This window comes from Nocardia sp. FBN12 (assembly GCF_054031145.1).
The window spans coordinates 1,862,047-1,886,595 of record NZ_CM132926.1 but is presented as its reverse complement, the minus strand read 5'-3'; the positions used below and the strand labels follow the sequence as shown (position 1 = coordinate 1,886,595).

Annotated in this window: 19 protein-coding genes and 2 pseudogenes; 10 read left to right on the top strand and 11 right to left on the bottom strand. The window is 67.9% G+C overall.

The genetic code is table 11. The annotated features are described in order from the left end of the window. Positions 1-21 precede the first annotated feature (21 nt). Positions 22-1,449 carry an MDR family MFS transporter gene (locus tag ACWZHB_RS09325; protein ID WP_427907530.1) on the top strand — a complete coding sequence of 476 codons (1,428 nt, stop codon included), beginning with the start codon at positions 22-24 and terminating at the stop codon, positions 1,447-1,449. Here the strand turns inward: ACWZHB_RS09325 and ACWZHB_RS09320 are convergent. The 4 genes from ACWZHB_RS09320 to ACWZHB_RS09305 all read right to left on the bottom strand — a co-directional run bounded on the left by ACWZHB_RS09320 (position 1,436) and on the right by ACWZHB_RS09305 (position 4,975). After that, positions 1,436-1,657, bottom strand: a complete 222-nt coding sequence (locus tag ACWZHB_RS09320) for a hypothetical protein (RefSeq protein WP_427907529.1) — start codon at positions 1,655-1,657, stop codon at positions 1,436-1,438. The two genes, ACWZHB_RS09325 and ACWZHB_RS09320, sit on opposite strands and share 14 nt — an antisense overlap. A gap of 15 nt (positions 1,658-1,672) precedes the next feature. After that, positions 1,673-2,311 carry a hypothetical protein gene (locus ACWZHB_RS09315; RefSeq protein ID WP_427907528.1) on the bottom strand — a complete coding sequence of 213 codons (639 nt, stop codon included), beginning with the start codon at positions 2,309-2,311 and terminating at the stop codon, positions 1,673-1,675. A 115-nt stretch (positions 2,312-2,426) separates the two neighbouring features. Beyond that, on the bottom strand, positions 2,427-3,431 hold the full coding sequence (locus ACWZHB_RS09310; protein ID WP_427907527.1) for a hypothetical protein: 1,005 nt from the start codon (positions 3,429-3,431) through the stop codon (positions 2,427-2,429). Between the two features lie 128 nt (positions 3,432-3,559). Further along, the gene (locus tag ACWZHB_RS09305) at positions 3,560-4,975 is read right to left on the bottom strand and encodes an amino acid permease (protein WP_427907526.1); all 1,416 of its coding nucleotides are present in this window, start codon (positions 4,973-4,975) and stop codon (positions 3,560-3,562) included. A 144-nt stretch (positions 4,976-5,119) separates the two neighbouring features. Here ACWZHB_RS09305 and ACWZHB_RS09300 point away from each other — a divergent pair, with 144 nt between their 5' ends. Continuing rightward, positions 5,120-6,112, top strand: a complete 993-nt coding sequence (locus ACWZHB_RS09300) for an LLM class flavin-dependent oxidoreductase (protein WP_427907525.1) — start codon at positions 5,120-5,122, stop codon at positions 6,110-6,112. Between the two features lie 170 nt (positions 6,113-6,282). Further along, positions 6,283-6,918: a pyridoxamine 5'-phosphate oxidase family protein gene (locus ACWZHB_RS09295; RefSeq protein WP_427907524.1), complete on the top strand. Its 636-nt coding sequence runs from the start codon at positions 6,283-6,285 to the stop codon at positions 6,916-6,918. Here the strand turns inward: ACWZHB_RS09295 and ACWZHB_RS09290 are convergent. Then, entirely contained in the window at positions 6,861-7,859 is a 999-nt protein-coding gene (locus tag ACWZHB_RS09290; RefSeq protein WP_427907523.1) for an SMP-30/gluconolactonase/LRE family protein, read from the bottom strand. The genes ACWZHB_RS09295 and ACWZHB_RS09290 overlap by 58 nt on opposite strands. Before the next feature lie 208 nt (positions 7,860-8,067). Here ACWZHB_RS09290 and ACWZHB_RS09285 point away from each other — a divergent pair, with 208 nt between their 5' ends. Continuing rightward, positions 8,068-8,814: a M50 family metallopeptidase gene (locus ACWZHB_RS09285; protein ID WP_427907522.1), complete on the top strand. Its 747-nt coding sequence runs from the start codon at positions 8,068-8,070 to the stop codon at positions 8,812-8,814. Here ACWZHB_RS09285 and ACWZHB_RS09280 read toward each other — a convergent pair. Both ACWZHB_RS09280 and ACWZHB_RS09275 read right to left on the bottom strand, forming a co-directional pair. Then, positions 8,805-9,284, bottom strand: a complete 480-nt coding sequence (locus ACWZHB_RS09280) for a gluconokinase (protein WP_427909122.1) — start codon at positions 9,282-9,284, stop codon at positions 8,805-8,807. The two genes, ACWZHB_RS09285 and ACWZHB_RS09280, sit on opposite strands and share 10 nt — an antisense overlap. 99 nt (positions 9,285-9,383) lie before the next feature. Continuing rightward, positions 9,384-11,423: a CocE/NonD family hydrolase gene (locus tag ACWZHB_RS09275; protein WP_427907521.1), complete on the bottom strand. Its 2,040-nt coding sequence runs from the start codon at positions 11,421-11,423 to the stop codon at positions 9,384-9,386. A 307-nt stretch (positions 11,424-11,730) separates the two neighbouring features. Between ACWZHB_RS09275 and ACWZHB_RS09270 the strand changes: the two genes are divergently transcribed. Then, entirely contained in the window at positions 11,731-12,480 is a 750-nt protein-coding gene (locus ACWZHB_RS09270) for a VOC family protein (RefSeq protein WP_427907520.1), read from the top strand. A gap of 6 nt (positions 12,481-12,486) precedes the next feature. Here the strand turns inward: ACWZHB_RS09270 and ACWZHB_RS09265 are convergent, their stop codons facing one another. Both ACWZHB_RS09265 and ACWZHB_RS09260 read right to left on the bottom strand, forming a co-directional pair. Continuing rightward, positions 12,487-14,481 (bottom strand): alkyl/aryl-sulfatase, encoded by a 1,995-nt coding sequence (locus ACWZHB_RS09265; RefSeq protein ID WP_427909121.1) that lies wholly within the window; start codon positions 14,479-14,481, stop codon positions 12,487-12,489. A 111-nt stretch (positions 14,482-14,592) separates the two neighbouring features. Beyond that, complete coding sequence (locus tag ACWZHB_RS09260; protein ID WP_427907519.1) at positions 14,593-16,233, bottom strand: PucR family transcriptional regulator; 1,641 nt, start codon at positions 16,231-16,233, stop codon at positions 14,593-14,595. Positions 16,234-16,366: 133 nt separating this feature from the next. Here ACWZHB_RS09260 and pruA point away from each other — a divergent pair, with 133 nt between their 5' ends. The 3 genes and pseudogenes from pruA to ACWZHB_RS09245 form a co-directional block, all read left to right on the top strand. After that, entirely contained in the window at positions 16,367-18,013 is a 1,647-nt protein-coding gene (gene pruA / locus ACWZHB_RS09255) for an L-glutamate gamma-semialdehyde dehydrogenase (protein ID WP_427907518.1), read from the top strand. After that, positions 18,013-18,975, top strand: a complete 963-nt coding sequence (locus ACWZHB_RS09250; protein WP_427907517.1) for a proline dehydrogenase family protein — start codon at positions 18,013-18,015, stop codon at positions 18,973-18,975. The genes pruA and ACWZHB_RS09250 overlap by 1 nt, the downstream gene beginning before the upstream one ends. 150 nt (positions 18,976-19,125) lie before the next feature. Next, positions 19,126-19,749, top strand: a pseudogene (locus ACWZHB_RS09245) (amino acid permease); the annotation flags it as partial. 39 nt (positions 19,750-19,788) lie between these two features. Here the strand turns inward: ACWZHB_RS09245 and ACWZHB_RS09240 are convergent. After that, a complete protein-coding gene (locus tag ACWZHB_RS09240) occupies positions 19,789-20,694 on the bottom strand; it encodes an IS5 family transposase (protein WP_427903100.1) in 906 nt (301 codons plus the stop codon). 153 nt (positions 20,695-20,847) lie between these two features. Between ACWZHB_RS09240 and ACWZHB_RS09235 the strand changes: the two are divergent. Both ACWZHB_RS09235 and ACWZHB_RS09230 read left to right on the top strand, forming a co-directional pair. Beyond that, positions 20,848-21,657, top strand: a pseudogene (locus ACWZHB_RS09235) (amino acid permease); the annotation flags it as partial. Between the two features lie 34 nt (positions 21,658-21,691). Continuing rightward, positions 21,692-22,315 carry a TetR/AcrR family transcriptional regulator gene (locus ACWZHB_RS09230; RefSeq protein ID WP_427907516.1) on the top strand — a complete coding sequence of 208 codons (624 nt, stop codon included), beginning with the start codon at positions 21,692-21,694 and terminating at the stop codon, positions 22,313-22,315. Here ACWZHB_RS09230 and ACWZHB_RS09225 read toward each other — a convergent pair. Continuing rightward, a complete protein-coding gene (locus tag ACWZHB_RS09225) occupies positions 22,298-24,361 on the bottom strand; it encodes an AMP-binding protein (RefSeq protein WP_427907515.1) in 2,064 nt (687 codons plus the stop codon). The genes ACWZHB_RS09230 and ACWZHB_RS09225 overlap by 18 nt on opposite strands. Between the last annotated feature and the right edge of the window lie 188 nt (positions 24,362-24,549).

Sequence of the window (24,549 nt, the reverse complement as noted above, 5' to 3'; positions counted from 1 at the left end):
CGGAGCAACGAAAGGACCTCGGTGGCGACCGATACTGTGAGCCCGGCAGTCGGCCTGCGTTCCGAACGAGGTGCGATTCTCGCCTCGCTGATGCTTTCCACCGGGCTCGTCGCACTCGATTCGACCATCATCGCCACCGCGGTCCTCACCATCACCGACACCCTCGGCGGGTTCGCGATGTTCCCGTGGTTGTTCTCCATCTACCTTCTCGCGCAGGCCGTTACGGTGCCGATCTACGGCAAGATCGCCGATATGGTCGGGCGCAAGCCGGTGATCCTGTTCGGGATCGCGGCGTTCGCGGTGGGGTCACTGTTGTGCGGACTGGCCACGAGCATGGTGGCGCTCATCGCCTTTCGGGCGATCCAGGGTATCGGGGCGGGGGCGATCCAGCCGATGACGATGGTGATCGCCGGCGATCTGTACACCCTGGCCGAACGCGCCAAGGTGCAGGGCTATCTGGCCGGGGTGTGGGCGAGTTCGGCCGTGCTCGGTCCGCTGCTCGGTGGCCTGTTCGCCGATCATCTGAGCTGGCGGTGGATCTTCCTGATCAATCTGCCGCTGTGCGCGGTGGCGGGCTGGATGCTGGTGCGCCACTTCACCGAGTCGGCGGAGCGCAGCACGCAACGGATCGACTATCTCGGCGCGATTCTGCTCACCGTCGGGGCGGGGGCTTTGATTCTGGCCTTGCTCGAAGGTGGTCAGGACTGGGAGTGGACCTCGCCGGTCTCCCTCGCCCTGTTCGCGGGGAGCGTGGCGGTCTTGGCGCTGTTCGCGGTGGTCGAGTTGCGGACGGCGAATCCGATTCTGCCGCTGTGGATCTTCACCCGGCGCGTGGTGATCGCGAGCAGCACCGTCTCCCTGCTGGTCGGCGCCGTCGTACTCGGATTGACCTCGTATGTGCCGACTTTCGCTCAGGGCGTGCTCGGGACCACCGCGCTGGTGGCAGGACTCACCGTCGGCGGGCTCACGCTCGGCTGGCCGCTCGCCGCGACCCTGTCGGGAAGACTGTACCTGCGCTGGGGATTCCGGATCAGTGGCTTGATCGGCAGCACCATCACCGCGCTCGGCTGCGCGACCACCCTGCTCGTCGGCCCCCAGGCGAGCCCATGGCAGATCGCGGCCTCCTGCTTCCTGATCGGCGTCGGCATGGGCCTGGTCGCCTCCCCCACTCTCATCGCCGCCCAGGCCAGTGCCGAATGGCACGAACGCGGCGTCGTCACCTCCGCCAATATGTTCGCGCGCTCGCTGGGCAGCGCGCTGGGTGTCGCGGTTTTCGGCGCGATCGTCAACGCGGGCATCGACAACCCCGACCACCCCGCGCCCAGCGAACTCGCCCACGGCATCCACCTGGTGTTCATCGCCATGCTGGCCATGGCCGTCGTCATGCTCGTCGCCGCCGCGACCATGCCCGGTCGCACCCCTGCCACCTCGACGGTCAGCGCGCCGTGATCCACTGCGCGATATCGGCCACGACCTCGCCGTCGACATGCTGGGGCCGCGCGTAATCCGCGGGCACCGCTGGTGTGTCGCCGGGAAAGAACAGGTGGTCGCAGGCGGGGTACGTGCGGATGTCGACGTTCGCGCGGTCGCCGAGGCCTGCGATCCACACTGAAAAGCGCGCCGCCGCCACCATGCCCGGGCCGGCTCGCGACCACATGCCGGGCAGCGAACCTCAACCGAGGAGGTCGGGTCGCCGGTCGGGCACGTCGGAGGTATCCCGCCCGACGAACTCATGGCGGGTGGCCCTGAGCTCGACCAGGCGGCCGTCCAGATCAGCGTCGACGTCGGGTTCGATCCCGAGATCCTCCCGAATCGCCCGACGCAGGAGCCGGACAGCGAACCCCAGCGAGTCGTCCACGAAGTGATAAAGCGCCGCGACCGCCACGGCATCGCTCGCGTCGAGCTCGAGCGCCGCGCGATGACCGATATCGAGGCAACGATTCACCTCGGACGCGAAATCCAGCGCCCGGTCCGACACCACCATCTGCGCACGGGAGTAGCTGTCGCGCAGCGCCTCCCGAGCAACCTCGAACTTGGCGAGATCGGGCGTGCGCCCGCCACACTTCTCGTCGAGATAATGTCGAGTGGCCGCGCGGCAGGAATGCGCCGCGGTGTTGAGGCCCGCGTACACCGTCCGCCTCTCATCGGTGGCCTCTTTGCGGGTGAGCTCCCGCAATTCCTCCGCGCGATTGTCGCGCTGCACGTTCGCGTCGATTCGCTTACTCCGAATCGCGAAAGCCTGGGTCACGATGCCACCACCGAGCGTTCCGGCAACCGTGATCGAGGCAACCGCCACATTGGTCCAATCCATGGACACTGATCTTCCTGCACTCCAACACAATTCACTAGCCGCCCTGGCGACGTGGCGCCGGACCTTCCAGCGTCCGGGCCGCGCGGCCAGGATTCCCGGGGCCGAGGCGATGTCGCTAAGGGAGGCCCTCGCCCGACCTGCGCACCACGTCTACGACCTCGTCGGCGGCGAATTCGACGACGCGACGGACGCGGGAGTTGGCGACCGGTGCCAGGTCGACGACGATCGGTGCGCCTGCGGCGGATTGGGTGATCGCGGTGATGCGGTCCTGGAGGAAGCCGCCGTCCGGGACCGGGACGCGGATGATGTCGCCGACGGTGAGTGCTTCGGCGCGGATTCGGCCGCCGGTGGTGGTGGGATCGTGGGTGCCGCAGCGGGTGTGGCCGACGGTTGCGCCGAGCCCGCGTTCGGCGATGGTCCACCAGACCGAGGTGTCGGGCTCCGCTGGGCCGATTCGGTTGTGCCAGGACAGGATTCGGTCACGTTCGGCTTCGGCGTCGGCACGGGTCTCGTGCAGTGACAGCTGACGGCGGACCGGGGCGTTGCGGGGGCGGGTGGTGCCCGCGGCGCCGTCGACGACCAGGATCCAGCGGGCTCCGACAGCTTCGTCGCGGCGGGCGGTGACTCGTTTGGCCAAGGCGAGGCCCGGGGTGGCGCCGAGGCGGTCGGCGGCTTCCTCGATGCTCTCGACCAATCCCAGTGCGCGCAGCAACTCGGCGACCGACAGCTCGGAGGTGGCCAGTTCCTGGGCGAGCGCGGGCATAGGTGTCCGCCTGCGCCAGCCGATGCGGGCACAGTGCTCGTGCCGGGTGAACCACAAACCGCTGCGGGAGCGGCGGTGATGGTCGATCACCACCGCCCACCAGTCCCATTCCGGTTCGGCGACAAGGCGGGTGCGGACCCAGCGTTCCCGTTCGGCGGTCGGTACCCGCTCCTCCACCGGCACGAAATTGCGCAGTGCGGTGCGCACCGCGGATTCGGTGCGCCCGACTGTGAGCGCCGTGTGGGCCAGATCGGCGCCCGCGCGCAGATCGTCGGCCAGTATTCGGTATTCGGATTCACGCCAGGTGGTTCCGTGCTGGCGCGGCGGCCGCAGATCGCCGCTGTTCTCGTCACTCATCTCGTGTGCCCCCGTTCTCGCACCGCCCGAACCGCACTCGCGTCCGGACTGGTTGTGTGACACCTTCTACGATACGGCGGGGGTGTGACAGAAAACCGCTCTCTGCCAGCGGCTTTCCAGCAAACGGGCTACCCGGTGCGCACCGCGGGGCGGCGGACGAAGGCGTAGTAACCCGCGCAGACCAGCGCGGCCCAGACCGCGCCGACGACCAACGCGGTGCGTCCACCATCGGTCCACAGCAACAGCACCACGACCAGGCCGAGGAAACTCAGTGCGGCCCACGTGGTCACGGGAGCGCCGGGCAGTCGGTAGTCGCTGGCGGGCAACTCACCCGCACGCACCTTGGCCCGGTACTTGGTGTGGCACACCAGGATCACGCTCCACACGACGATGATGCCGACGGTGCTCACCGAGGTGATGTAGGCGAAGGCCTTGTCCGGCGAGATCGCGTTCACCAGCACGCCGATCACCATCGCACCCGCCGAAGCGCAGATACCGGTGAACGGCACCGACTGCTTGCTCAGGGTCGCGAACTGCGCGGGCGCTTCGTCGCGCAGCGCCAGGCTGCGCAGCATCCGGCCGGTGGAGTAGATCCCCGAGTTACATGAGGACAACGCCGCGGTGAGCAGCACGAAATTGATGATCCCGGCCGCGGCCGGAATACCGATCTGTTCGAAGACCTCGACGAACGGGCTACGGCCGGCGTGGAAGCTGCGCCAGCTCGCCACCGACATGATCACCACGAGCGCACCCACATAGAACAGGCCGATGCGGAACGGCAGGGTGTTGATCGCCTTGCGCAAGGTGGTCTTCGGGTCACGGGCCTCACCTGCCGTCACACCGACCAGTTCGACACCCACGTAGGCGAACACGACGATCTGCAGCACCAGCAGGGTCTGGCCGAAGCCGTGCGGGAACATGCCACCGTCGGCCCACAGGTTGGTCACCGTGGGGTCGGCGGCGTGGCCGAATCCGAAGACGAGCACGCCGATGCCGATCAGAATCATCGCCAGGATCGCGGTGACCTTGATCGCGGAGAACCAGAACTCGCCCTCACCGAAGAACCGCACCGAGATCAGATTCGCGGTGAACAGCACCGCGAGCACGACCAGCGCGGTCACCCACTGCGGGATGTCGAACCAGTATTGGACGTAATGGCCCGCGACGGTGATCTCGGCCATGCAGGTCGAGACCCACACCGCCCAATATGACCAGCCGGTCGCGAACCCGGCGAAACGGCCGAGGAATTCGTGGGCGTATTCGGCGAAGCTGCCGGAGACCGGACGGTAGGTGAGCAGTTCACCGAGTGCCCGCATGATGACGAAGATCGCCATACCCGCGGCGAGGTAAGCCAGGATCAGCGACGGACCTGCCTGCTCGATCGCCGCACCGGAGCCGTAGAACAGGCCGGTGCCGATCGCGCCGCCGATGGCGATCATCTGGATGGTGCGCGGGTTGAGGCCGCGCTCGTAACCCTCCGATCCAGCCGTCGAATCGGGCGCCTGGGCGGCATCGGTGGTGAGGCCGGGGCCATCAGCTGACATGGAACAGTCCTTCCGTCACGTCGATCAGTCGTGCACGCTACCGCCCGGCTACCGTGGCCGGTGTCACCCCCACCGGCACGCGGAAATACCGGCGGCCCGGCGCGGGTTGGCCTCCGTAGGGGCAATACACACTCGAGGAGGCTCATGAGCGCCGTCACGCTGTCGGTTCTGGATCTGGCACCGGTGCAATCCGATGCGACGGCGAGCGCGGGGTTGCACGCGACGACGCGCTTCGCCCAGCACGCCGAGGAGCAGGGCTTTCACCGATTCTGGGTGGCCGAGCACCACAACATGCCTGGCATCGCGAGCGCGGCGCCCGCGGTGGTGCTCGCGCATCTGGCGGCGTCCACCTCGCGGATCAGGGTCGGTTCCGGCGGGGTGATGCTGCCCAACCATCCGCCGCTGGTGGTGGCCGAACAGTTCGGCACGCTCGAGTCGCTGCATCCCGGACGGATCGATCTCGGGATCGGACGCGCACCCGGCACCGATCCAGTGACCGCGCGCGCACTGCGTCGCAGCGCCGAAGGACTCGGTGGGGACGCGTTTCCCCAGGAGCTCACCGCGCTGATCGGCTTCTTCCGCGGCGCCGACCCGAACGGGATCGTGGCCAGCCCCGGCCTCGGCGCCGAACCGGAGGTGTGGTTGCTCGGGTCGAGTGGTTACAGCGCGCAGGTGGCCGCGGTGCTCGGCTTGCCGTTCGCGTTCGCCCATCACATCGCGCCGAACAACACCGTCGCCGCGCTGAACCTCTATCGCGACAATTTCCGGCCGTCGCCGACGCTGAGCGAGCCGTACACGATCGTGGCCGCCTCGGTGATCTGCGCCGACACCGATGCCGAGGCCGATCGCCTCGCCGCACCGCGTGACCTCGCCTTCGCCAACTTGCGCTCGGGCCGTCCGCAGGCGCTGGCCACGCCCGAACAGGCCGCGGGATTTCCCGGTAACGAGGCCGAACGCCATTTCGCGGCGCAGCGCAAGGCCGGGCAGTTGCAGGGTTCGCCGGAGACCGTGCGCGCTCAGGCCGCGCAACTGCTCGACGCCACCTCCCCCGACGAACTCATGCTCAACACCCTGGTCTACGACCTCGACGCCCGCATCCGCTCGCTCGACTTGACGAAGAAGGCGATCAACGGCTGAGAAAACTCAGTGCAGCCGGAATGCCCTGGCGGCCAGGGACTCCCGCAGACGGTGGGCGCCGTCGCCGTCTGCGGTAAATCTCACCGTGAACCGAACCGCGATCCGGGTCGTCCGGTCGATACAGTGAATGCGGGGAGCCCGCCGAATGGCGGGACCGGAGAGAGTGCGTCATGGGCAAGGTGTTCGAGCGGATCGACGACAAGTTGCGGGCATTCATCACCGAACAGCCGATGTTCTTCATCGGCACCGCACCGTCGGAGGGGGGCCATGTCAATGTCTCCCCCAAGGGTTATCGCGATACCTTCGCCGTGATCGACGACCACACCGTCGCCTACCTCGATCTGTTCGGCAGCGGCTCGGAAACGATCGCGCACCTGCGTGACAACGGCCGGATCACCGTGATGTTCTGCTCGTTCACCCGCACCACCCGCATCCTGCGACTCTTCGGTGCCGGCCGCGTCGTTCGCCCCGACTCCGACGAATTCGACACACTGCGTGAGCATTTCGGCATCGGCCACACCGGCATCCGCTCGGTGGTGACGATCTCGGTGGACCGGATCGCCGACTCGTGTGGCTGGTCGGTGCCCAAATTCGAGCTCGTCGAGGAGCGCTCCATCCTCGACGAGGCGCACAGCCGCCGCACCGACGCCGACTTCGCCCGCCGCATCGCCGGCGACAACTCCACCAGCATCGACGGGCTGCCCGCCCTCGAACCGGACCATCCGGTGCCGTCCGCCGCTCGGCGCGGTCAGGTGGTCGGGACCGAGGTCACCGCGAGCGCGGGTTCGGACAGACTGCCGAGGTAGAGGGCGCCGTCGTGTTCGGCGACCGCGGTGACCAACGCGTAGTCGGTGCCGTCGCGCTGGAGGTCGTGCACGATGGTCCCGTCGAAGTCGAGCGCGAGCACCCAGACCGAGCGGACGGGCGCGGGTGTCAGGGCCTCTGGCAGCGCGTCGACAATGCGTCGCACGATGCCGGGGAGCGGGAAGAGCTTGTCCAGCAATGGGTTACGTGGCGAGACGATGCCGACCCAGACCAGGCCGTCGCTGCCGAGCAACATGTTGTCGGGTGAGCCGGGCAGGTTCTCGGCGAGGTAGTCCGTGGTGCCCGCGCGCGGACCGGTCAGCCAGTATCGGGTGATCCGGTAGGAACCGGTCTCGGCGACCAGCACGCAGGATCGGTCCGGGGCGAGCACCACGCCGTTGGCGAATTGGAGGCCGTCGACGAGTACTTCGAGGTGTCCGTCCGGATGGCGGCGGACCAGCTGGCCGCTGCCGGAATGTTCGAGGATGTCGGTCATCCACTCCTCGAACGGCCACCGCCGCGAGCTGATCGAGAAGTAGATGGTGCCGTCGTCGTCGCGAACTACATTGCTGGGGAACATGATTGGTTCCCCATCGATCTCACTGACGACGACCTCCAGTTCGGCGCCCGGCTCGGCCAGCCGCAGAATTCCTCGACCCGCCACGCAGATCAGCAGGGAACCGTCGGCATCGGCGTGCATGCCCAGCGCTCGGCCACCGGTGTCGGCGATCCGCTCGACGGTGCCGCTCGCCGGATCGACGCGCCAGATCGCGCCGTCGTCGGTGCCGGTGGCGATCCGTCCGTCGGGCAGCACCACGACGTCCTCCGGGCCCTTGCTCGGCAGCGGCAACAGTCGGATCGGCGGCATCGGCGGGTCGCTGTGGGTCTGGCGCGCACGAGCGGTGGGGCGCGGCGGAGTCCAGCGGTGAGGGCGCATCGGCATGCCCAATTGCTACCACGACCGGGACCGCAACGGGGACAGTGCGTGAATGCGCGGTGCGGTATCGAACACCTCACTCGCACAATGGAGATGCACGTGGACGATTCTGACCGGCCGCCACCGAGCGTCTCGCGGGTACGACCCGGCGCCCACCCGGCACAGGTTTCAACGCGGACCTCCGCGCTCGCCCGCGCACGGCTAAAGTGCGACGGTGAACACCGGATCCGCCAGCACGCTGCTCGACCGTCTCCTCGCTCCCCAGCCCGCACCCGCCTGGTGGTTGGTGCTCGCCACCGCGGCGGTGGCGTTGATCTTGGTCGGCTACCGGCCGTTATGGCGGCTGACCAGGGCAGCGGTCACGGTGGCACACGAGGGCGGGCATGCGCTGATCGCGCTGCTCACCGGGCGCAGGCTGCACGCGATCACCCTGCACACCGACACGTCGGGGCTGACCGTGTCGAGCGGCAAACCGACTGGTCCAGGCATGATCCTCACCGCGGCCGCCGGGTATCCGGCGCCCGCGCTGCTCGGGCTCGGCTACGCGGCACTGCTCGGGACGGGCCGGGTCACCGTGATGCTGTGGGCGACGCTGGTGATGCTGGCCGCGGTGCTGATCAAGGTGCGCAATATGTATGGCCTACTCACCGTGGTGGTGCTCGGTGCGCTGGTGTTCGGGGTGTCGTGGTTCGGCACGGATCTGCTGCAGGCCGCGTTCGCGTATCTGGCGGCTTGGTTTCTGCTGGCCGCCGCGGTGCGGCCGGTCTTCGAACTGCAGCGCGGCCGACGCAGGCAGCCGGGGCGCACGGATTCCGACGCCGATCAGCTCGCCCGGTTGACGCACCTGCCCGCGGTGCTCTGGGTGTTGTTCTTCACCGCCGTCTGCCTGGCGGCCCTTGTCGTGGGCGCGATGCTGATGCTGGCGCCGGTCGAAGAGCTGCATCCGCTGCTTCAGCGGTGATCGGCGATCCAGTAGTCGACGGCCTCGGTGACGAGCACACTCGGCGGCTGCAGCGCGTTGAGGGTGACGCCCGCTTCGTCGTCTTGTAGCGGTTCCAGGGTGTCGAGCTGGGAGTCCAGCAGGATCGTCGGCATGAAATGACCGAGTCGGCCGGTCATCCGGCGCAGTAGTTCCTCGCGGGTGGCGGCCAGGTGCACGAAGTAGGTATTCGGGGCCTTCGCTCGCAGTCGGTCCCGGTAGCCGCGCCGCAGCGCGGAACAGGTGGCTACCCCGCCGGTCTGATGCTCGGCGAGCCACTGCGCGACGGTGTCGAGCCAGGGCAGCCGGTCCTCGTCGGTGAGCGGAATACCCGCGGCCATCTTCTCGATATTGGCCAGCGGATGGAAGTCGTCACCTTCGGCGTACGGGACTTCGAGCCGGTCGGCGGTCAGGGCGCCGACGGTCGTCTTCCCGCAGCCCGACACCCCCATCACCACGATGACAGGTTCGACCACAGCGCCCTCCTCGTCCGAATCACAGCGTGCCTGCTCGATCGAGGGTAGCGGCGGCGGCAACGCACCCGACGACGATCACGGAATCGGGCGGTCGGTGGGCAGGTTGACGAAGCTCGGCGCCGCGGGATCGAGACGCACGTGCTGGGGCTCGAGGCCGCTGGCGTTCAGCATCGGCCGGAACGGCAACGCCTTGGGCGCGTTGCCCGCGAACACGTCGATGCGCAGGCGATGTCCCGGCACCAGCACCGCTTGGGTCGGGATCACCGCGACGTCGATGTCGATGGGCGCGCCGGGTTCCACCGGGAGCAGCCGGTCGACGGTGAGCGGGTTGAAGGGGGCGGTGAAGTCGCCGTTGATCGAGCGCGCGCTGCGGCGTTCGTCGACGGCTCGCATCGACGAGGTGAGCTGGCCGGTGGTGAGTACCGTCGAGGTCCCGTCGGGTGCGACATCGTTGACCGTGACGTTCCAGAACCCGTCGGTGGCGTCATGGATCGTGTTGAGCCGCACATTGATCGGGCCCGAGATCACGGTCTGCTCGGTCAGCGGTGCGCTGGTGAAGGTGAGGCCGTTGCGTTCGGCGATGCGGGAGTCCTTCGCGCAGGTATCGAGGGCGGCCGTCATGCCCGCCGAACCCTGTGCCGCGTCACGCGAGCAGACCTGGTTCAACCCCGGCGCGACGGTGAGTGTTTCGGTAGCGGTCGGCCCGGTGGCACTGAGCGATCCGTCGTGCAGGCTGTCCTCGGTGCTGCCGCTGGGCGCGGCGGACAGGTAGACGCGGCGATGCGTGACGCCCGGCTGCGGGAACTCACGCAGCGTCACCCAGCTGCCGCCTTGCTGTTTCACCGTGACCGGCCCGAATTCCTCGACGCCGCTGTCGATGTCCTTGAGCCACTTGTCGAACCACGCTCGCTGCAGCACGTCCAAACGCGGTGGCGCGCCCGGAACACCGGTTCCCGCACCGGGATTGGCGTGATAGGTGTCGCCGACGATGAGCTGTTTGCGCCCGGCGGGCAACGGGATCTGCTCGTAGAGCTTGGTGGCGCTGTTGGCGAAGATGTCGTGCCAGCCGCCGTAGACGAAGGTCGGCACCGTGACGTTCTCGGGATGGCCCATGATCGCCTCGCGGAACGCCGAAGTGTCGTCGAGCGCGCCGTCGAGCGCGGGCGGCATGTTCGACAGTGACGGCGTGAGCAGCGACTGGGCGAGGAGGTCGAAGTTGGTGGTCGGGTCGGCGAGCCGGTCGTTGAACCAGGTCCAGTCGAAGCTGCCGTCGACCATGGAGGCCACGTCGGGGACGAGTTTGAGCTGGTTGACCGAATTCAGCCAGAGCGGCAGGAAGGTGGTGCCGACGCCGCCGCCGGGGGCGACCACGTCACGCATGAGATCGCTGCCGGGCTCCACCGGAAAGATCGCCTGCAGCGCGGGCGGGGCGTTCTCGGCGGCGCGCAACTGGTTGATACCGGAGTAGGAGCCGCCGCTCATGCCGATCCGCCCGTTCGACCACGGTTGACGCGCCGCCCAGTCGATCACTTCGCGGGTGTCGAGTTGTTCACGCGCACCGAGGGTGTCCCATTTGCCTTGCGACAGTCCGGTTCCGCGCACGTCGGCCACGACGACGGTGTAGCCGGCGCTGACGAGTTTGCGGTCGACACCGAGCATCGTCTGGATCATGCCGCCGTCGAGTGCCTGCATGAGATCACCGAAACCGCTGATCGGGGTGGTGGACAGGTTCAGCCTGCGCACGATGTCGACGGCGGTGGACTGCAGGCCCGGAATCGCGGCGGCCGATTCGATCAGTCCGGTCATGAGTTTCGAATAGGGCGTCAGGCTCACGATCACCGGAAGCGGCTTCTGCTCGATCACGCCCGCGGCGTCGGCGGGGCGGTACACGTCGGCCTTGAGCACCACGCCGTCGCTCATCGTGAGCTCGACGCCGCGCTCCACCCGCACCTCGGGGTAGGCGCCCGGCCCGTCGTGCAGGGCGGTCCACTGCGCGGACGGTGCGTCCGGGGGCTCACCGCCTGCCGGACCACCGCCGCAGCCGAGCACGACGACCACCGCGAGGATCGTCACCAGGATCCGGACGAACCCGCGTTCCGAACTTCTTCCCACCATGAATCGCTCCCGACCGGTTCGTTCGTCTCCACAGTTGACCGAGCCACCGCACGATCGGCGCGGAAACCATAACAGGGGTAACGAGTTAGCCAGGCGAGCGTCGGCCAGCTCGGACTGTCGCTGTGAACACACGTTGTTCCAGTTCAGCGGGGTTCCGGTTGCTCGTTCTTGTCGGTGGCTGATGGTTGACTGGCTCCCACCGGCGCCGTTGGGGCCGGTCTTCATCCATCGCCGAGGAGGACGTTCGACAATGCCGACACGCGAGGAAGCTTGGCCGCAGGGAACTCCCTGCTGGATCGACTGTCAGGTGGACGACACCACCGCCGCCCGCGACTTCTACAGCGCGCTGTTCGGCTGGGAAGTCCAGGACGGTCCCGCCGAAGCCGGCGGGTATCTCATGGCCACGCTCGACGGCCGCCCGGCGGCGGGCATCGGCCCGAAACCCGAAGGCATGGGCGGGATGCCGTCGGTGTGGACCACCTACTTCGCCGCGGCGCGCGCCGACGAGATCGCCGAACGGGTGAGCAAGTCGGGCGGACAGGTGTTCATGCCACCGTTCGATGTGCTCGACGTGGGGCGGATGTTCATCGCCGCCGATCCGACGGGCGGCGTGTTCGGGGTGTGGGAAGCCAAGGCACACAACGGCTCCGGGATCTTCAACCAGCACGGCGCCTACTGCTGGAACGAACTGCACACCCCTGCCTACGACCGAGCGCACGAGTTCTACAACAAGGTGTTCGGCTGGCAGTACACCGAGATCGGCGACGGGGTGAACCTCATCTACTCCACCTTCGCGTCGGCCGATGACAGCAGCCACGAGGTCGGCGGCATGATGGACGCCTCGGCCCTGAACACCCCGCCCTATTGGCTCACCTGGATCCAGGTCGACGACGCCGACGCAGCCCTGACCACGGCAACCGAACTGGGCGCCTCGGTGATCATGGGCCCAGACGACAGCCCGTTCGGCCGGATGGGGATTCTGCAGGCGCCCCAGGGCGAGGTGTTCGGCGTGATCGACCCGGCCAAGGCCGTCGGCGAGGTACCGACCGGGACCTGACCGTCGTTACGGCGTGACGATGGCGAAGTTCGGGTCCGGCTTGTCGATCACGCCGGGCAGCTTCGTCAGTGCGGTGGCATCGCCGTCGATGGCGATGTCACCGTCGGTCACGCCCTTCTTCAGGTCGGCGCCGCCGACGAGGGTGCGGATCAGGACCTGGCGGGTCAGCGCGACGGTGGCGTCAGGAGCGGGCAGGTTGTCACCGGGGAATCGGTCGTAGTGCACGAGCACGCCGTTGCGGAGCTCGGTGCGATGAATGCGGTTGTTCTCGTTGCTGATCCGCCAGTCGACGGTCATCCGGACCTCCCACGCCTTGGGTCCGTCGATCCGCAGCGACACCGCGTCGAACACCTGGTCCACGCTCAGCGCGGCGGCCATCGCGGCGGAGTTCGCCGTCGTCGGCGTGCCGAAGGAACCGTTGCGCAGTTCATGGGCGCCGCTGAGGTAGAAATTGCGCCAGGTGGCGGTCTCCGCGCCGTAACCGAGTTGCTCGAAGGCACTGGCCTGCAAGTCTTTTGCGGTCTTGTTGGTCGGGTCGGCGAAGATCACGTAGTTCACCAGTTGCACAACCCAGCGGTAGTCGGCGGCGTCGTAGGCCTTTTGCGCCGTCTGCAGGGCCGCGTCGGCACCGCCCATCGCCTCGACGTGGCGGCGCGCGTTCTCCACCGGCGGGTGTTCCCACAGGTGCGCCGGGTTGCCGTCGAACCAGCCCATGTACCGCTGATAGACCGCCTTGACGTTGTGACTCACCGAGCCGTAGTACCCGTGCGTCGACCACGACGCCGTCAGCGCGGGCGGCATCTGCACCATCTCGGCGATCTCGGCGCCGACATACCCCTGATTCAGCAGACGTAGCGTCTGATCATTGAGGTAGCCGTACATGTCGCGCTGCAGCGACAGGAACTCCACGATCCGATCGGTGCCCCAGATCGGCCAGTGGTGCGACGAGAACACCAGATCGGACTTGCGGCCGTAGCGGTTGATCGAATCGGTGAGATATTTCGACCAGACATGCGGGTCGCGCACCAGCGCGCCGCGCAGGGTGACGATGTTGTGCATGGTGTGGGTCGCGTTCTCGGCCATGCACAGGATGCGGCGGTCGGGGAAGTAGAAGTTCATCTCCGCGGGCGCCTCGGTGCCCGGGGTCAGCTGGAAGACCATCCGCACGCCGTCGACGATCTCCTCCTGATCGGTGCGGGTGATGTCGAGGGTCGGCGGGATCAGGCTCACGGTACCGACCGAGGTGGTCGGGCCGAGACCCGCGCTCACCTGGCCTTTCGCCCCGCGAGGCAGTGCGGCCCCGTACATGTAGGCGGCGCGGCGTGCCATCGCGGTGCCGGTGTAGATGTTCTCCGCGACCGCGTGCTCGAGGAAACCCGACGGCGCGATCACCGGGCAGCGGCCTGCCGCCACATCCTGCGGGGTGATCACACCGGCGCTGCCACCGAAATGGTCGACGTGGGCGTGGGAGTAGATCAGGCCGGTGACCGGTCGATCGCCGCGATGCTTGCGGTACAGCGCGAGGCCGGCCGCCGCGGTTTCGGCCGAGATGAGTGGATCGATGACGATCACCCCGGTATCGCCCTCGATCAAGGTCATGTTCGACAGGTCGATACCGCGGACCTGATAGAAGCCGGGCGCGATCTCGTAGAGGCCCTGCTTGACGACGAGCTGGGCCTGCCGCCACAGGCTGGGGTTCACCGACTGCGGACAGGAGCCGGCGACGAAGTCGTAGGAGTCGCTGTCCCACACCACTTTCCCCGAGGGATCGGTCACCTTGCCCGGTTCGAGCGAGGCGATCCAGCCGCGGTCGGCATCGGCGAAGTCGGCGGTGTCGCCGAACGGCAAGGTGTCGGCCAGGGCGCGGTTGGCATCCAGGATGGCTTTCGTCGGCTCGGTCTGGGTGCCCGAGGGGTTGACTCCGCTCGGTTGGTCACCACAACCGGTGACGGTCGCACCGACCGCGACCGCCGCGGCCGCACCCACGCCGACACCCAGCATCCCGCGCCGCGACAGCCCGCCGCGACCTCCGCCTGAACTCTTCACCTTTGCTCCTTCACTCCACCACCGTCCACCTCGGACAGCTATTGCAGAGTAACTGCAATAGCTGTGTCAGTTCTGCGCAATCGAAATATTCGGCAGCGCGGCCAGCTGGATGTCGAGCAACAGCCGATCCTCGGGATCGCTCAGATCGATGCCGAGGACGGCCTCCACCCGCCGCAGCCGATAGCGCAGCGTGTTCGGATGCACGCGCAACGTGGCCGCGGCGACGCGCACCTCCCCGTGCGCGCGCAGATACGCCTGCACTGATATTCGCAGGTCAGCGGCGTGGGTTCGGTCGTAGGCAGCGAGCGCGGCCAGGCGTGGATCGTGCAGGCGCGGGCGCTCGCGGATCAGCTCGGTGATCTCGGCCAACAGCACCGCGGTCCTGGCATCGGCCAGCGTGGCGACCCGGCTGCCCGCAGGATCGGCGACCGGACTGTCCAGTACCCGGTCGACTTCCGCGCGCGCACCCGCGACCGCCGTGAGACCGGCCACCGGTGCGGCGATGGCAGCCCGCACCACCAGGGCGCGCGTCTGCTCGAGCTGGGCGACCAGCTTGCGCACCCACGAACCGACGCTGCGCTCGGAGTGGTAGCCGGGCAGCAGGACATAGACCCGCTCGCCGAGCGACTCGGTGACCGAATCCTCGCGGAAAGCACTGGCGTGCAAGCGGATCAAGCCGCTGGAGGCGGCCAGCTCGGCGGCGGGACCGACCGGCGCGAAACCGATCACCGCGGCGGGACCGGCCGTCGACAGGTTCAGCGCGGCGGCGACCGAGGGCACGTCGACGCCGTCACCGTGGGCGCCGAACAACCGGCGCACGAGCAACGCCTCGGTCGACGGCGCGTCCAGCCGTCGCGCGATGATCCGAGCCGCCACCGCCGACGCACCACGCAACACCTGCGCCGCGTCGGGTCGCAACGGCCCGGTGCCCTGCTGCAACCAGATGGTGCCGAGCATTCTGGACTGCGCGCCGTCGGCACCACGCCGGATGCCGACGACGAGCCGACGACGGATATCGAGCTCGGGGTGTTCCGGCACGTCGACGACCTCGTCGCTACACCGCACCCGATCGAACACACCCCATTCCCGCAGGATCCGCAGGTAGTCGCCCGGGCCCTCCCGGCCGAGAATGGACTGGATGCGCAATTGGTCGGCCGACGTGTCGGAGGCCGAGTAGGCCAGCACGCGTGACTGCGGGTCCTCGATGGAGACCATGCCGCCGGTTTCCTTGGCCAGCACCTGAGCCAGCCCGAACAGGTCGGTGTCGGGGGCGAGCAGGTCGTGCTCGTCGGACGCGGCGCGCTGGCCGGGCGAGCGGGCCAGCATCCGGCGGATCAGCGAGAACACCTGATCCCAGCGCGCCTGCCGGTGCACGTGCACCAGCGCGATGCCGACGGCGTGCGCGGCGGCTCGCACCGCGGGCGAGTCGTTGGCGCTCTTGGTCATCAGCACTCGCGGTCGCTGGGCCTGGTCGCGGTCGCCGATCCTGCGCAACCAGCGCGCGGTGGCCGCGGCATCGACTCCGACGAGCAGGTACACCTCGGGCAGCGTGCCTTCACTGTCGAGGTGTTCGGGCAGGTCAGCGGGCTCGGCCAGTGCCACCGTCCGCACCTCGACCTCGTGACCCGCAGGCGCGTCGACGAGCGTCGCGACGGTGTGGTCGAGGGCGGCGAGCAACTCGCGCAGCGTTGTGGCCCCGTCGGACATCGAACACCTCCGTTGTTGGTCGATCGGACAAAGCACTGCCCAGATCTTCATCCGATCAGATGATTATCGCTCGTGCGGATCGGAGTTGACTACGTCACATCCCGCTATCCGCCACGACGCAGGAGCCGCACTCATGGACGCCATCGCGACCACCCCGCCGCCGGTCAACGAACCGGTCGGCACCTTCGCTCCGGGCAGCCCGGAACGCAGTCGCCTGCAGACCGCGCTCGCCGAGCTGTCCGCCTCCCCCACCGAGATCAGCCACGTGATCGGCGGCCGCCATCTTCCCGGCGATGGCCCCGCCTTCGACGTGGTCCAACCGCACCGCCACGCCGCCGTCCTCGGCACCCTGCGCGACGCCGGTGCCGCCGAAACGGCCGCCGCGGTCGACGCCGCCAACGCCGCCGCACCTGCCTGGCGGGCCATGCCGTTCGACGATCGGGCCGCGATCTTCTTGCGCGCCGCCGACCTCCTCGCCGGTCCGTGGCGCGAGAAGATCGCCGCGGCGACGATGCTCGGGCAGTCGAAGTCGGCCTATCAGGCCGAGATCGACGCACCGTGCGAACTGATCGACTTCTGGCGGTTCAATGTCTCGTTCGCCCGCGAGATCCTCGCCGGGCAGCCGATCTCCTCGCCGGGTGTGTGGAATCGGATGCAGTACCGCTCGCTGGAGGGGTTCGTCTACGCGGTGACCCCGTTCAACTTCAGCGCGATCGCGGGCAACCTGCCCACCGCGCCCGCGCTGATGGGCAACACCGTGGTGTGGAAGCCGGCCAGGAGCCAGGCCGTGGCCGCCTATCTGACGATGCGGCTGCTCGAGACCGCCGGACTGCCGCCCGGGGTGATCAACCTGGTCAACGGAGCCGGCCCGGCGATCTCCGATGTCGTGCTCGCCGATTCGCGGCTGGCCGGCGTGCACTTCACCGGATCGACCGCCACGTTCCAGCACCTGTGGCGGGAGGTGGCGCAGCGACTGGACGGGTACCGCACCTATCCCCGGTTGGTCGGTGAGACCGGTGGCAAGGACTTCGTACTCGCGCACCCGTCCGCCGATCCGGCGGTGCTCACCACCGCGCTGGTGCGCGGCGCGTTCGACTATCAGGGCCAGAAGTGTTCGGCCGCCTCGCGTGCGTTCATTCCGCGCTCGGTGTGGGCGACCATGTCGGACGACCTGATCGAACGGACATCGAACCTGCGCTACGGCGATGTCACCGACTTCACGAATTTCGGTGGGGCAGTGATCGATCGACATGCCTTCGACCGCAATACCGCCGCACTCGAGCGCGCCAAGGCGACACCGAGCCTGACCGTGGTGGCAGGTGGACACAGCGACGACAGTGTCGGCTGGTTCGTCGACCCGACGATCGTGGTCGGTGACGATCCCCTCGATGAGGTTTTTCGCACCGAGTACTTCGGTCCGATCCTGGCGGTGCACGTCTACGACGACAGCACCCCGACCGCCTTCGCCGACGCCATGGACCTCGTCGACGGCGGCAGCCCGTACGGCCTCACCGGCTCGATCATCGCCCAGGATCGCACCGCGATCACCGAGGCGACCGATCGGCTCGCCTTCGCCGCGGGCAACTTCTACATCAACGACAAGCCGTCGGGGGCGGTCGTCGGCCAGCAGCCGTTCGGCGGCGCCCGCGCCTCCGGCACGAACGACAAGGCCGGTTCCCCACAGAACCTGCTGCGCTGGACCTCCGCGCGCACGATCAAGGAGACCTTCGTTCCGCCGACCGAACACAGCTACCCCCACCAGGCACCGGAGGCGAACTGATGCCCGCGCTGCTTCGCTCGGCCATGCTCGCCGCCGCGCGCTCGCCCCGGCTGGAACGCACCATCACCCGACTGCCCGTCAGCCGGGCGGTGGTGGCCCGCTTCGTCGCGGGCACGACCACCGAGCAGGCGGTGCGGGCCACCGAATCACTGTTGCGCTCAGGGCGTTTCGTCAGTATCGACTATCTGGGCGAGGACACCACCGACCTGGCAAGCGCCGCGGCGACCGTCGCGCAGTATCGGACCTTGATCACCGCGCTCGGCGCACTCCCCCAGTCCGACGTGGCGCCGGGCGCTGTTCGGCCACTGGAGGTTTCGGTAAAACTGTCCGCACTCGGACAGGCACTGCCGAGTGACGGTCACGCGATCGCCCGCGAGCACGCCCGCCAGATCTGCGCCGCCGCCGAAGCCGCAGGCGTGTGGGTCACCGTCGATGCCGAGGACCACACCACCACCGACTCGACGCTGTCGATCGTGCGCGAGCTGCGCGCCGACTACCCGTGGCTGGGCACCGTGTTGCAGGCCTACCTGCGCCGCACCGAGGACGACTGCCGCACCATGGCAGGCCCCGGGTCGCGAATCAGACTGTGCAAGGGCGCCTATGACGAACCCGAGTCGGTCGCCTTCCGCGACAGGGCCGAGGTCGATGCCTCGTATATGCGGTGTTTGGGCGTGCTCACCGCGGGCGCGGGGTATCCGATGATCGCCTCGCACGACCCGGCGGTGATCACCGCGGCCGGGGTGGGCGTGCAGGCGGCCCAACGCAAGACCGAGGAGTACGAGTATCAGATGCTGTTCGGCATTCGGGCCGATGAACAGCAGCGACTCGCCGCCGCGGGCAACCATGTTCGCGTCTACGTCCCTTACGGTGACCAGTGGTACGGCTATTTCATGCGTCGACTGGCCGAAAGACCGGCCAATGTCGGCTTCTTCCTGCGGGCGCTGCTCGGTGGACGCGGATGACGACCGGCTATCCGTTCGAGTAATACCGCAGAACAATATTCACTCTCGGCCTCCACACCACCGGCATGGCGGTGTACTCAGCAGAGCATGGCCTATACGGCTGGTGTGCGCATCGCTGTGCGGCGGTGTGCGCCGACGGAAGGAACGCGAATGTCTTTCGCAGAGTTGCGCACCCAGATGTTGCGCCGCAAACCGATGACCGAGGTCGACGACGAGATACCCAGTGACGAGCGATTGGCGAAATCGCTCGGTCTCTGGCAGCTCACCGCCATCGGCGTCGGCGGCATCATCGGCGCGGGCATCTTCACCCTGGCCGGCTCGGTCGCGCATTCGGTCACCGGTCCGGCGGTGCTGATCTCGTTTCTGATCGCCGGTGTGGCCAGCGCCGCGGCGGCGCTGTGTTATGCCGAATTCGCGGGCATGGTCCCGAAAGCGGGCTCGGCCTACACCTACGGCTACGTATCGCTTGGCGAACTCGCGGGCTGGTTCATCGGCTGGGATCTGCTGCTCGAATACATCGCGGTGGCGGCGGTGGTCGCGATCGGTGTCTCGGGGTACTTCGGGTTCCTCCTCGACCAGGTCGGGCTGACCCTGCCGGAGTGGATGCTCGGGGCGCCCGATACCGGCGACGGCCGCGTGGTCGATCTGTTCGCGGTGCTGTTCTGTCTTGGCACCGCGTGGGTGCTCTCGCGCGGTATCGGCAGTGTCGGCCGGTTCGAGACGGTCGCGGTCGGCATCAAGGTCGCCCTCGTCGTGCTCATCGTGGTGCTAGGCAGTGTCTCGAAGTCGTGAGGGCGGCCCGCAGGCCCGCTCTCACGAGTGCCTGAGCCACTGGTTGATCACCGCGATATGGATCGTGGCCTGGTAGCGGACAGCGAGTTTGTCGAACCTGGTAGCCACCGCACGATGCTGTTTGAGCTGATTGATACCCCGCTCGACAGCGTTGCGGTCACGGTAGAGCACCGCATCGAACGCCGGGGGCCGACCACCGGCTCTGCCACGACGGCGACGGTGCGCAACCTGATCGGCAGGGACCGGGATCGTTGCCCTGATCCCGTGACGGCGCAACCATTCCCGGTTACCTCGACTGGAATAGGCCTTGTCGGCCAACACCCGCTCAGGGCGGACTCGTGCCCGCCCGCCACCGAGTTTCGGCACCTCGATGCCATCGAGCACTGCGGTGAACTGCGGACTGTCACCGGCTTGACCTGCGGTGACCAGTACCGACAGCACACGGCAGCCCTGGTCACACGCCAGATGCAGTTTGCTGGTCCACCCGCCCCGCGAACGCCCCAGCCCGTGATCGGCCGGCTCGGATTCCCCTGGACCGGCCGGTGGTTCGGATTGCCCGCCGCTGTCGCGGCGGGCGCCAGCAGCATGCGGGTGAGCCCGCGCGATCGTGGAATCCACACTGATCTGCCAGTCGATCACTCCAGCTGCGTCGGCCTGGACCTGCAGCGATCGCATGATCGCGGCCCATGACCCGGCCCGCTGCCACCGGCGGAACAGTCCATACACCGCTTGCCAGGACCCGTATTCGGCCGGAACGTCTCGCCACGGCGACCCGACACGACACCGCCACCGGATCCCGTCGATGAGCTGGCGTTTCGTCCATTTCGGCGGGCGTCCCGCCTTCTTACCGCGGGGCAGCAACGGCTCCAGCCTCGCCCACTGGGCATCGGTCAGGTCCGCTCGCCCCGCCACCGCTAGGCTGGCCACGAGGTCTCCGGTGCTATTCAGATTTGCTTGGTCGCTAATCCGAATACCGGAGGCCTCACCTATATGCCAACGCGGGCAACAGCTTCGGTCGAACATGCTGATGGGGTGGCGCCGCTGCGCGGTGCCACCCCATCACTCATTTCGAGACAGAACCTAGGCGTGTTCCACATCGACAGCGCCAACTACGACCCCTATTTCCCGTACGGCACCGGTGCGGTGTGGACGGGCGCGGCGACAGTGTTCTTCGCGGTGTTCGGTTACGACGCGATGAGCACCGCGGCCGAGGAATCCATCGACGGGCGCAAGCATCTGCCCAAGGCGATCATCTACTCCCTCGCCATCGCCATGGTGCTCTATGTCCTGTGCACACTCGTGCTCACCGGCATGCAGAAGTACACCGAGATCAGCCCAACCAGTGGTTTCTCCACCGCGTTCGAGTCGGTCGGGATGCCGGGCGTCGCCAACATCATCGCGGTCGGCGCGATCGTCGGCATCATCACCGTGGTACTCACCTTCATGCTCGGCGTCACCCGGGTGTGGTTCGCGATGAGCCGCGACGGGCTGCTGCCCATCTGGTTCGCCAAGACCCACCCCACCCGCAAGGTGCCCACCAGGGTCACCTGGATCGTCGGGTTCGGCGCGGCGATCCTGGCCGGCGTGCTGCCGATCAACACCGTCGCCGAACTCACCAATATCGGCATCCTGATGGCCTTCATCGTCGTGTGTATCTCGGTGATCGTGTTGCGACGCACCAGGCCCGACGCCCCGCGCTCGTTCAAACTGCCGCTCATGCCGGTGATCCCGCTGATCGGAATCGGCTTCTCGGCCTACCTGATCTGGTCGCTGCCGTGGGAGACCTGGGCGCGGTTCGCCGGTTGGCTCGCCGTCGGCCTGATCGTGTATTTCGCCTATTCGCGCAAGCATTCGGTGATGAACCGGACCGCACCGGACCTGAGCAAGTAGGTCATCGGCGACCGGACTGTGCTGTGATGGTCCGATGAGATCGGGGCACGAGGCCGCAGCGGCGAGCGCGAGAGAGTCGCGCTCGCCGCGTCGGCGGGATCCGGCAAAAACCCGCGAAGCCATCATCGACGGACTGCTCGCGGCCATCACCGCGGGCGATTTCGCACCGACCGCGCGCACGATCGCCGCACGGGCAGGCAGTTCCGAACGCAGCGTTTTCGTGCATTTCCCCGACCGCGAGGCCTTGCTGGTGGCGGCGGCCGAACGCCAATCCGAGCTGGTCGAAGCGTGCCTTGTCACCCCGGATCCGTCGGTTGACCTGGCCGAACGGATCACGATCGCGGTCCGGCAGAGCGCCGCGATCTTCGCGTTGCAGCGCGTGCCACGGCTGCCCGGTCTGCAGGAATCCCGATCGATCACCGCGATCGACGCGCGGATGCGCCGCACCGACGAACGCATCCGCGCCGTGCTGGCCGCGCTGTTCGCACCCGAACTGTCCCGATCCGACGGTGTGCTCGACGACGAACTCCTCGATCTGGTCGACGGCGCCCTCGCCTGGCCTGCGCGCCACCATCTGCAGGATCGGCGGGGGCTGTCGGGCGAGCAGGCGTCGGCCAGGATCGCGCGCGCGGTGGGATTGCTACTCGCTCAGCGGTGACCCCGGCACGAGCACCCGTTTGAGGATCTTGCCGGTCTCCCCTCGTGGCAGCGCCGACAGGAATGTCACGTCGCGTGGAACGGAGAATCGGCTGAGGCGGTTGCGGATATAGGTCCGCACCATGTCCGAATCCAGGCCCGCCCCTTCGCGTTTCACCACGAACGCGGCCAGCCGCTGACCGAACTCCCGGTCGGGAACGCCGACGACGGCCACCTCGCTGATCTGCGGCAGATGCGCGAGGGCCTCCTCGACCGGGCGCGGGAAGACATTCTCACCACCGGAGATGATCATCTCGTCGTCGCGACCCGCCACGAACAGCCGGCCACCGGCGTCGAGGTATCCGAGGTCGCCGGTGTCGAGCATGCCGTCGGCCTCCTCCGGCGGCGCGGAGTTGACGTAGCCGTCGAAGAGCATGTGGTTGGCGACGAAGATGTGCCCGACGGAGCCGACCGGCACCGGACGTAGATCGGGGCCGAGCACCGCCACCCGGGTGCCAAGCGGGGGCCTGCCCGCGGTCGTGGGTGAGACCCGCAGGTCGTCGGGGGTGGCGACGCTGGCCCACGACACCTCGGTCGAGCCGTACACGTTGTAGAGCAGGTCGCCGTAGCTGTCCAGGAATCGCAGCACGGTGGCTCCGGCCAGCGGTGCCCCACAGCTGATCACGTAGCGCAGGCTCGTCAGATCCAAGCCCGCGCGGACCTCCGCCGGCACCTCGAGCAGGCGTTCCACCATCGTCGGAACCACGATCAACGTGGTGATCCGATGTTCGGCGACCGCGCGAAGGCAGTCCATCGCATCGAAACCGTCCGACAACACCACGGTGGCACGCAAGGCCGTACTGAGCTGCAACCCGGCCAGACCCCAGGTGTGGAACAGCGGCGCGGGGATGAGCATGACCTCCTCGACCCGCAGCGGGATTCGCGAGAGCAGCGCGGCGATGGTGCCGAAGCCCTTGGCGTGCGGGCGGCGCGCACCCTTGGGTGAACCGCTCGTGCCCGAGGTGAGCACGATCAGCCTGCCCGGATGGGCGGGGATCGGAAAGTCGTTGTGCGCCTGGGCGATCAGGTCGTCGATCGTCGTGCGATCCGGATCGGGCGGGCAGTCGTCGGTGGTGTAGCGCGGCACCTCGCTGTGCAGGTAGCGGATCAGCTTTTCCAGCGCACCGTCGACGAAGACCGCGCTCAGCCGGTGCCGCTGCACGATCTCTTCGATCCGGCGCCCCGACAGTCCGGCATTGAGCAGTGCCACGTCGACGCCGAGTTTGCCCGCGGCGACCATGGTTTCGACCATGCCCGCGTGATTGCGCGCCAGCAGGCCGATGGCGTCGCCTTTGCGTAGGCCGATCGAGTACATCGCGGCGGCCAGCGCCGTGGATCGAGCGTCGACCTCGGCGAAGGTGCGCCGCCCGAGCGCATCGATCAGCGCGGGCCGATCAGGTTCGTAGGCCGCACCCGCCGCGTAACCACCGGCCAGGTTGAAACCCCATTTCGACAGGGAACGAAGCTGTTTCACCATCGACACCGGTTCGGGCCGCATCAGCCCGGTGGCCGCGATGCTGCGCGCCACCCCGGCATTGCGGCGTACCACCGACCGTTCGGCATTGACCACCACCGAGGAACGAGTCCCCGCGATCGCGTCCGAGGTGCGGCGCAGCCCCGCCTTCACCCAGTCGGTGACCAGCGAGTTGCCGCCCTGCTCGACGAGCGGATGGACCCGCGCGACAGCGAAGAGGGTGATTTCGAGGCGGGTTCGCTCCTGGTCACCGCGCAACCGGATCGCGGCGAAGCTGCCGAGCACCGGGCTGCGCAGTTCGAAACTCTCGTACCAGCGGCCGATGACGAGAATGAACTCGTGCGTTCGCATTCCGCCGCTCGCCGAGCCGACCCGCACCTGCCAGTGGACCGCGCCGTCGGGGCGTTCCACCGGTTCGCAACTGCCGATCCCGGTGAACATTCTCGGGTAACTCTGGGGATCGAGCAGCACATCCCACAACGCTTGACGCGCGATGGTGAAATCCGCGCTGACATCGATGACGTCGGTGACCAAACTCCGTGCTCTACTTCCCGTCGGCCTGTTCGACCTGGTGGTCGGCGGGCAAAAATGGGCGCTGCGGTCGATACCACCTCGCGGGTCGCCACGCTACCCGGCTGCGGCGCCCCGTTATCAAGAATCCGACAAAACCGGTGGTTCGGGGCGGTTTCGCCCGGACTTTGTCTGGTGCGCCACACCGTCGG

Coding starts and splice junctions, on each gene's coding strand:
- ACWZHB_RS09320 (WP_427907529.1), bottom strand. CDS start 1,657: ATGTGGTCGCGAGCCGGCCCGGGCATGGTGGCGGCGGCGCGCTTTTCA.
- ACWZHB_RS09315 (WP_427907528.1), bottom strand. CDS start 2,311: ATGGATTGGACCAATGTGGCGGTTGCCTCGATCACGGTTGCCGGAACG.
- ACWZHB_RS09310 (WP_427907527.1), bottom strand. CDS start 3,431: ATGAGTGACGAGAACAGCGGCGATCTGCGGCCGCCGCGCCAGCACGGA.
- ACWZHB_RS09305 (WP_427907526.1), bottom strand. CDS start 4,975: ATGTCAGCTGATGGCCCCGGCCTCACCACCGATGCCGCCCAGGCGCCC.
- ACWZHB_RS09300 (WP_427907525.1), top strand. CDS start 5,120: ATGAGCGCCGTCACGCTGTCGGTTCTGGATCTGGCACCGGTGCAATCC.
- ACWZHB_RS09295 (WP_427907524.1), top strand. CDS start 6,283: ATGGGCAAGGTGTTCGAGCGGATCGACGACAAGTTGCGGGCATTCATC.
- ACWZHB_RS09290 (WP_427907523.1), bottom strand. CDS start 7,859: ATGCCGATGCGCCCTCACCGCTGGACTCCGCCGCGCCCCACCGCTCGT.
- ACWZHB_RS09280 (WP_427909122.1), bottom strand. CDS start 9,284: ATGGGGGTGTCGGGCTGCGGGAAGACGACCGTCGGCGCCCTGACCGCC.
- ACWZHB_RS09275 (WP_427907521.1), bottom strand. CDS start 11,423: ATGGTGGGAAGAAGTTCGGAACGCGGGTTCGTCCGGATCCTGGTGACG.
- ACWZHB_RS09265 (WP_427909121.1), bottom strand. CDS start 14,481: ATGCTGGGTGTCGGCGTGGGTGCGGCCGCGGCGGTCGCGGTCGGTGCG.
- ACWZHB_RS09260 (WP_427907519.1), bottom strand. CDS start 16,233: ATGTCCGACGGGGCCACAACGCTGCGCGAGTTGCTCGCCGCCCTCGAC.
- pruA (WP_427907518.1), top strand. CDS start 16,367: ATGGACGCCATCGCGACCACCCCGCCGCCGGTCAACGAACCGGTCGGC.
- ACWZHB_RS09250 (WP_427907517.1), top strand. CDS start 18,013: ATGCCCGCGCTGCTTCGCTCGGCCATGCTCGCCGCCGCGCGCTCGCCC.
- ACWZHB_RS09230 (WP_427907516.1), top strand. CDS start 21,692: ATGAGATCGGGGCACGAGGCCGCAGCGGCGAGCGCGAGAGAGTCGCGC.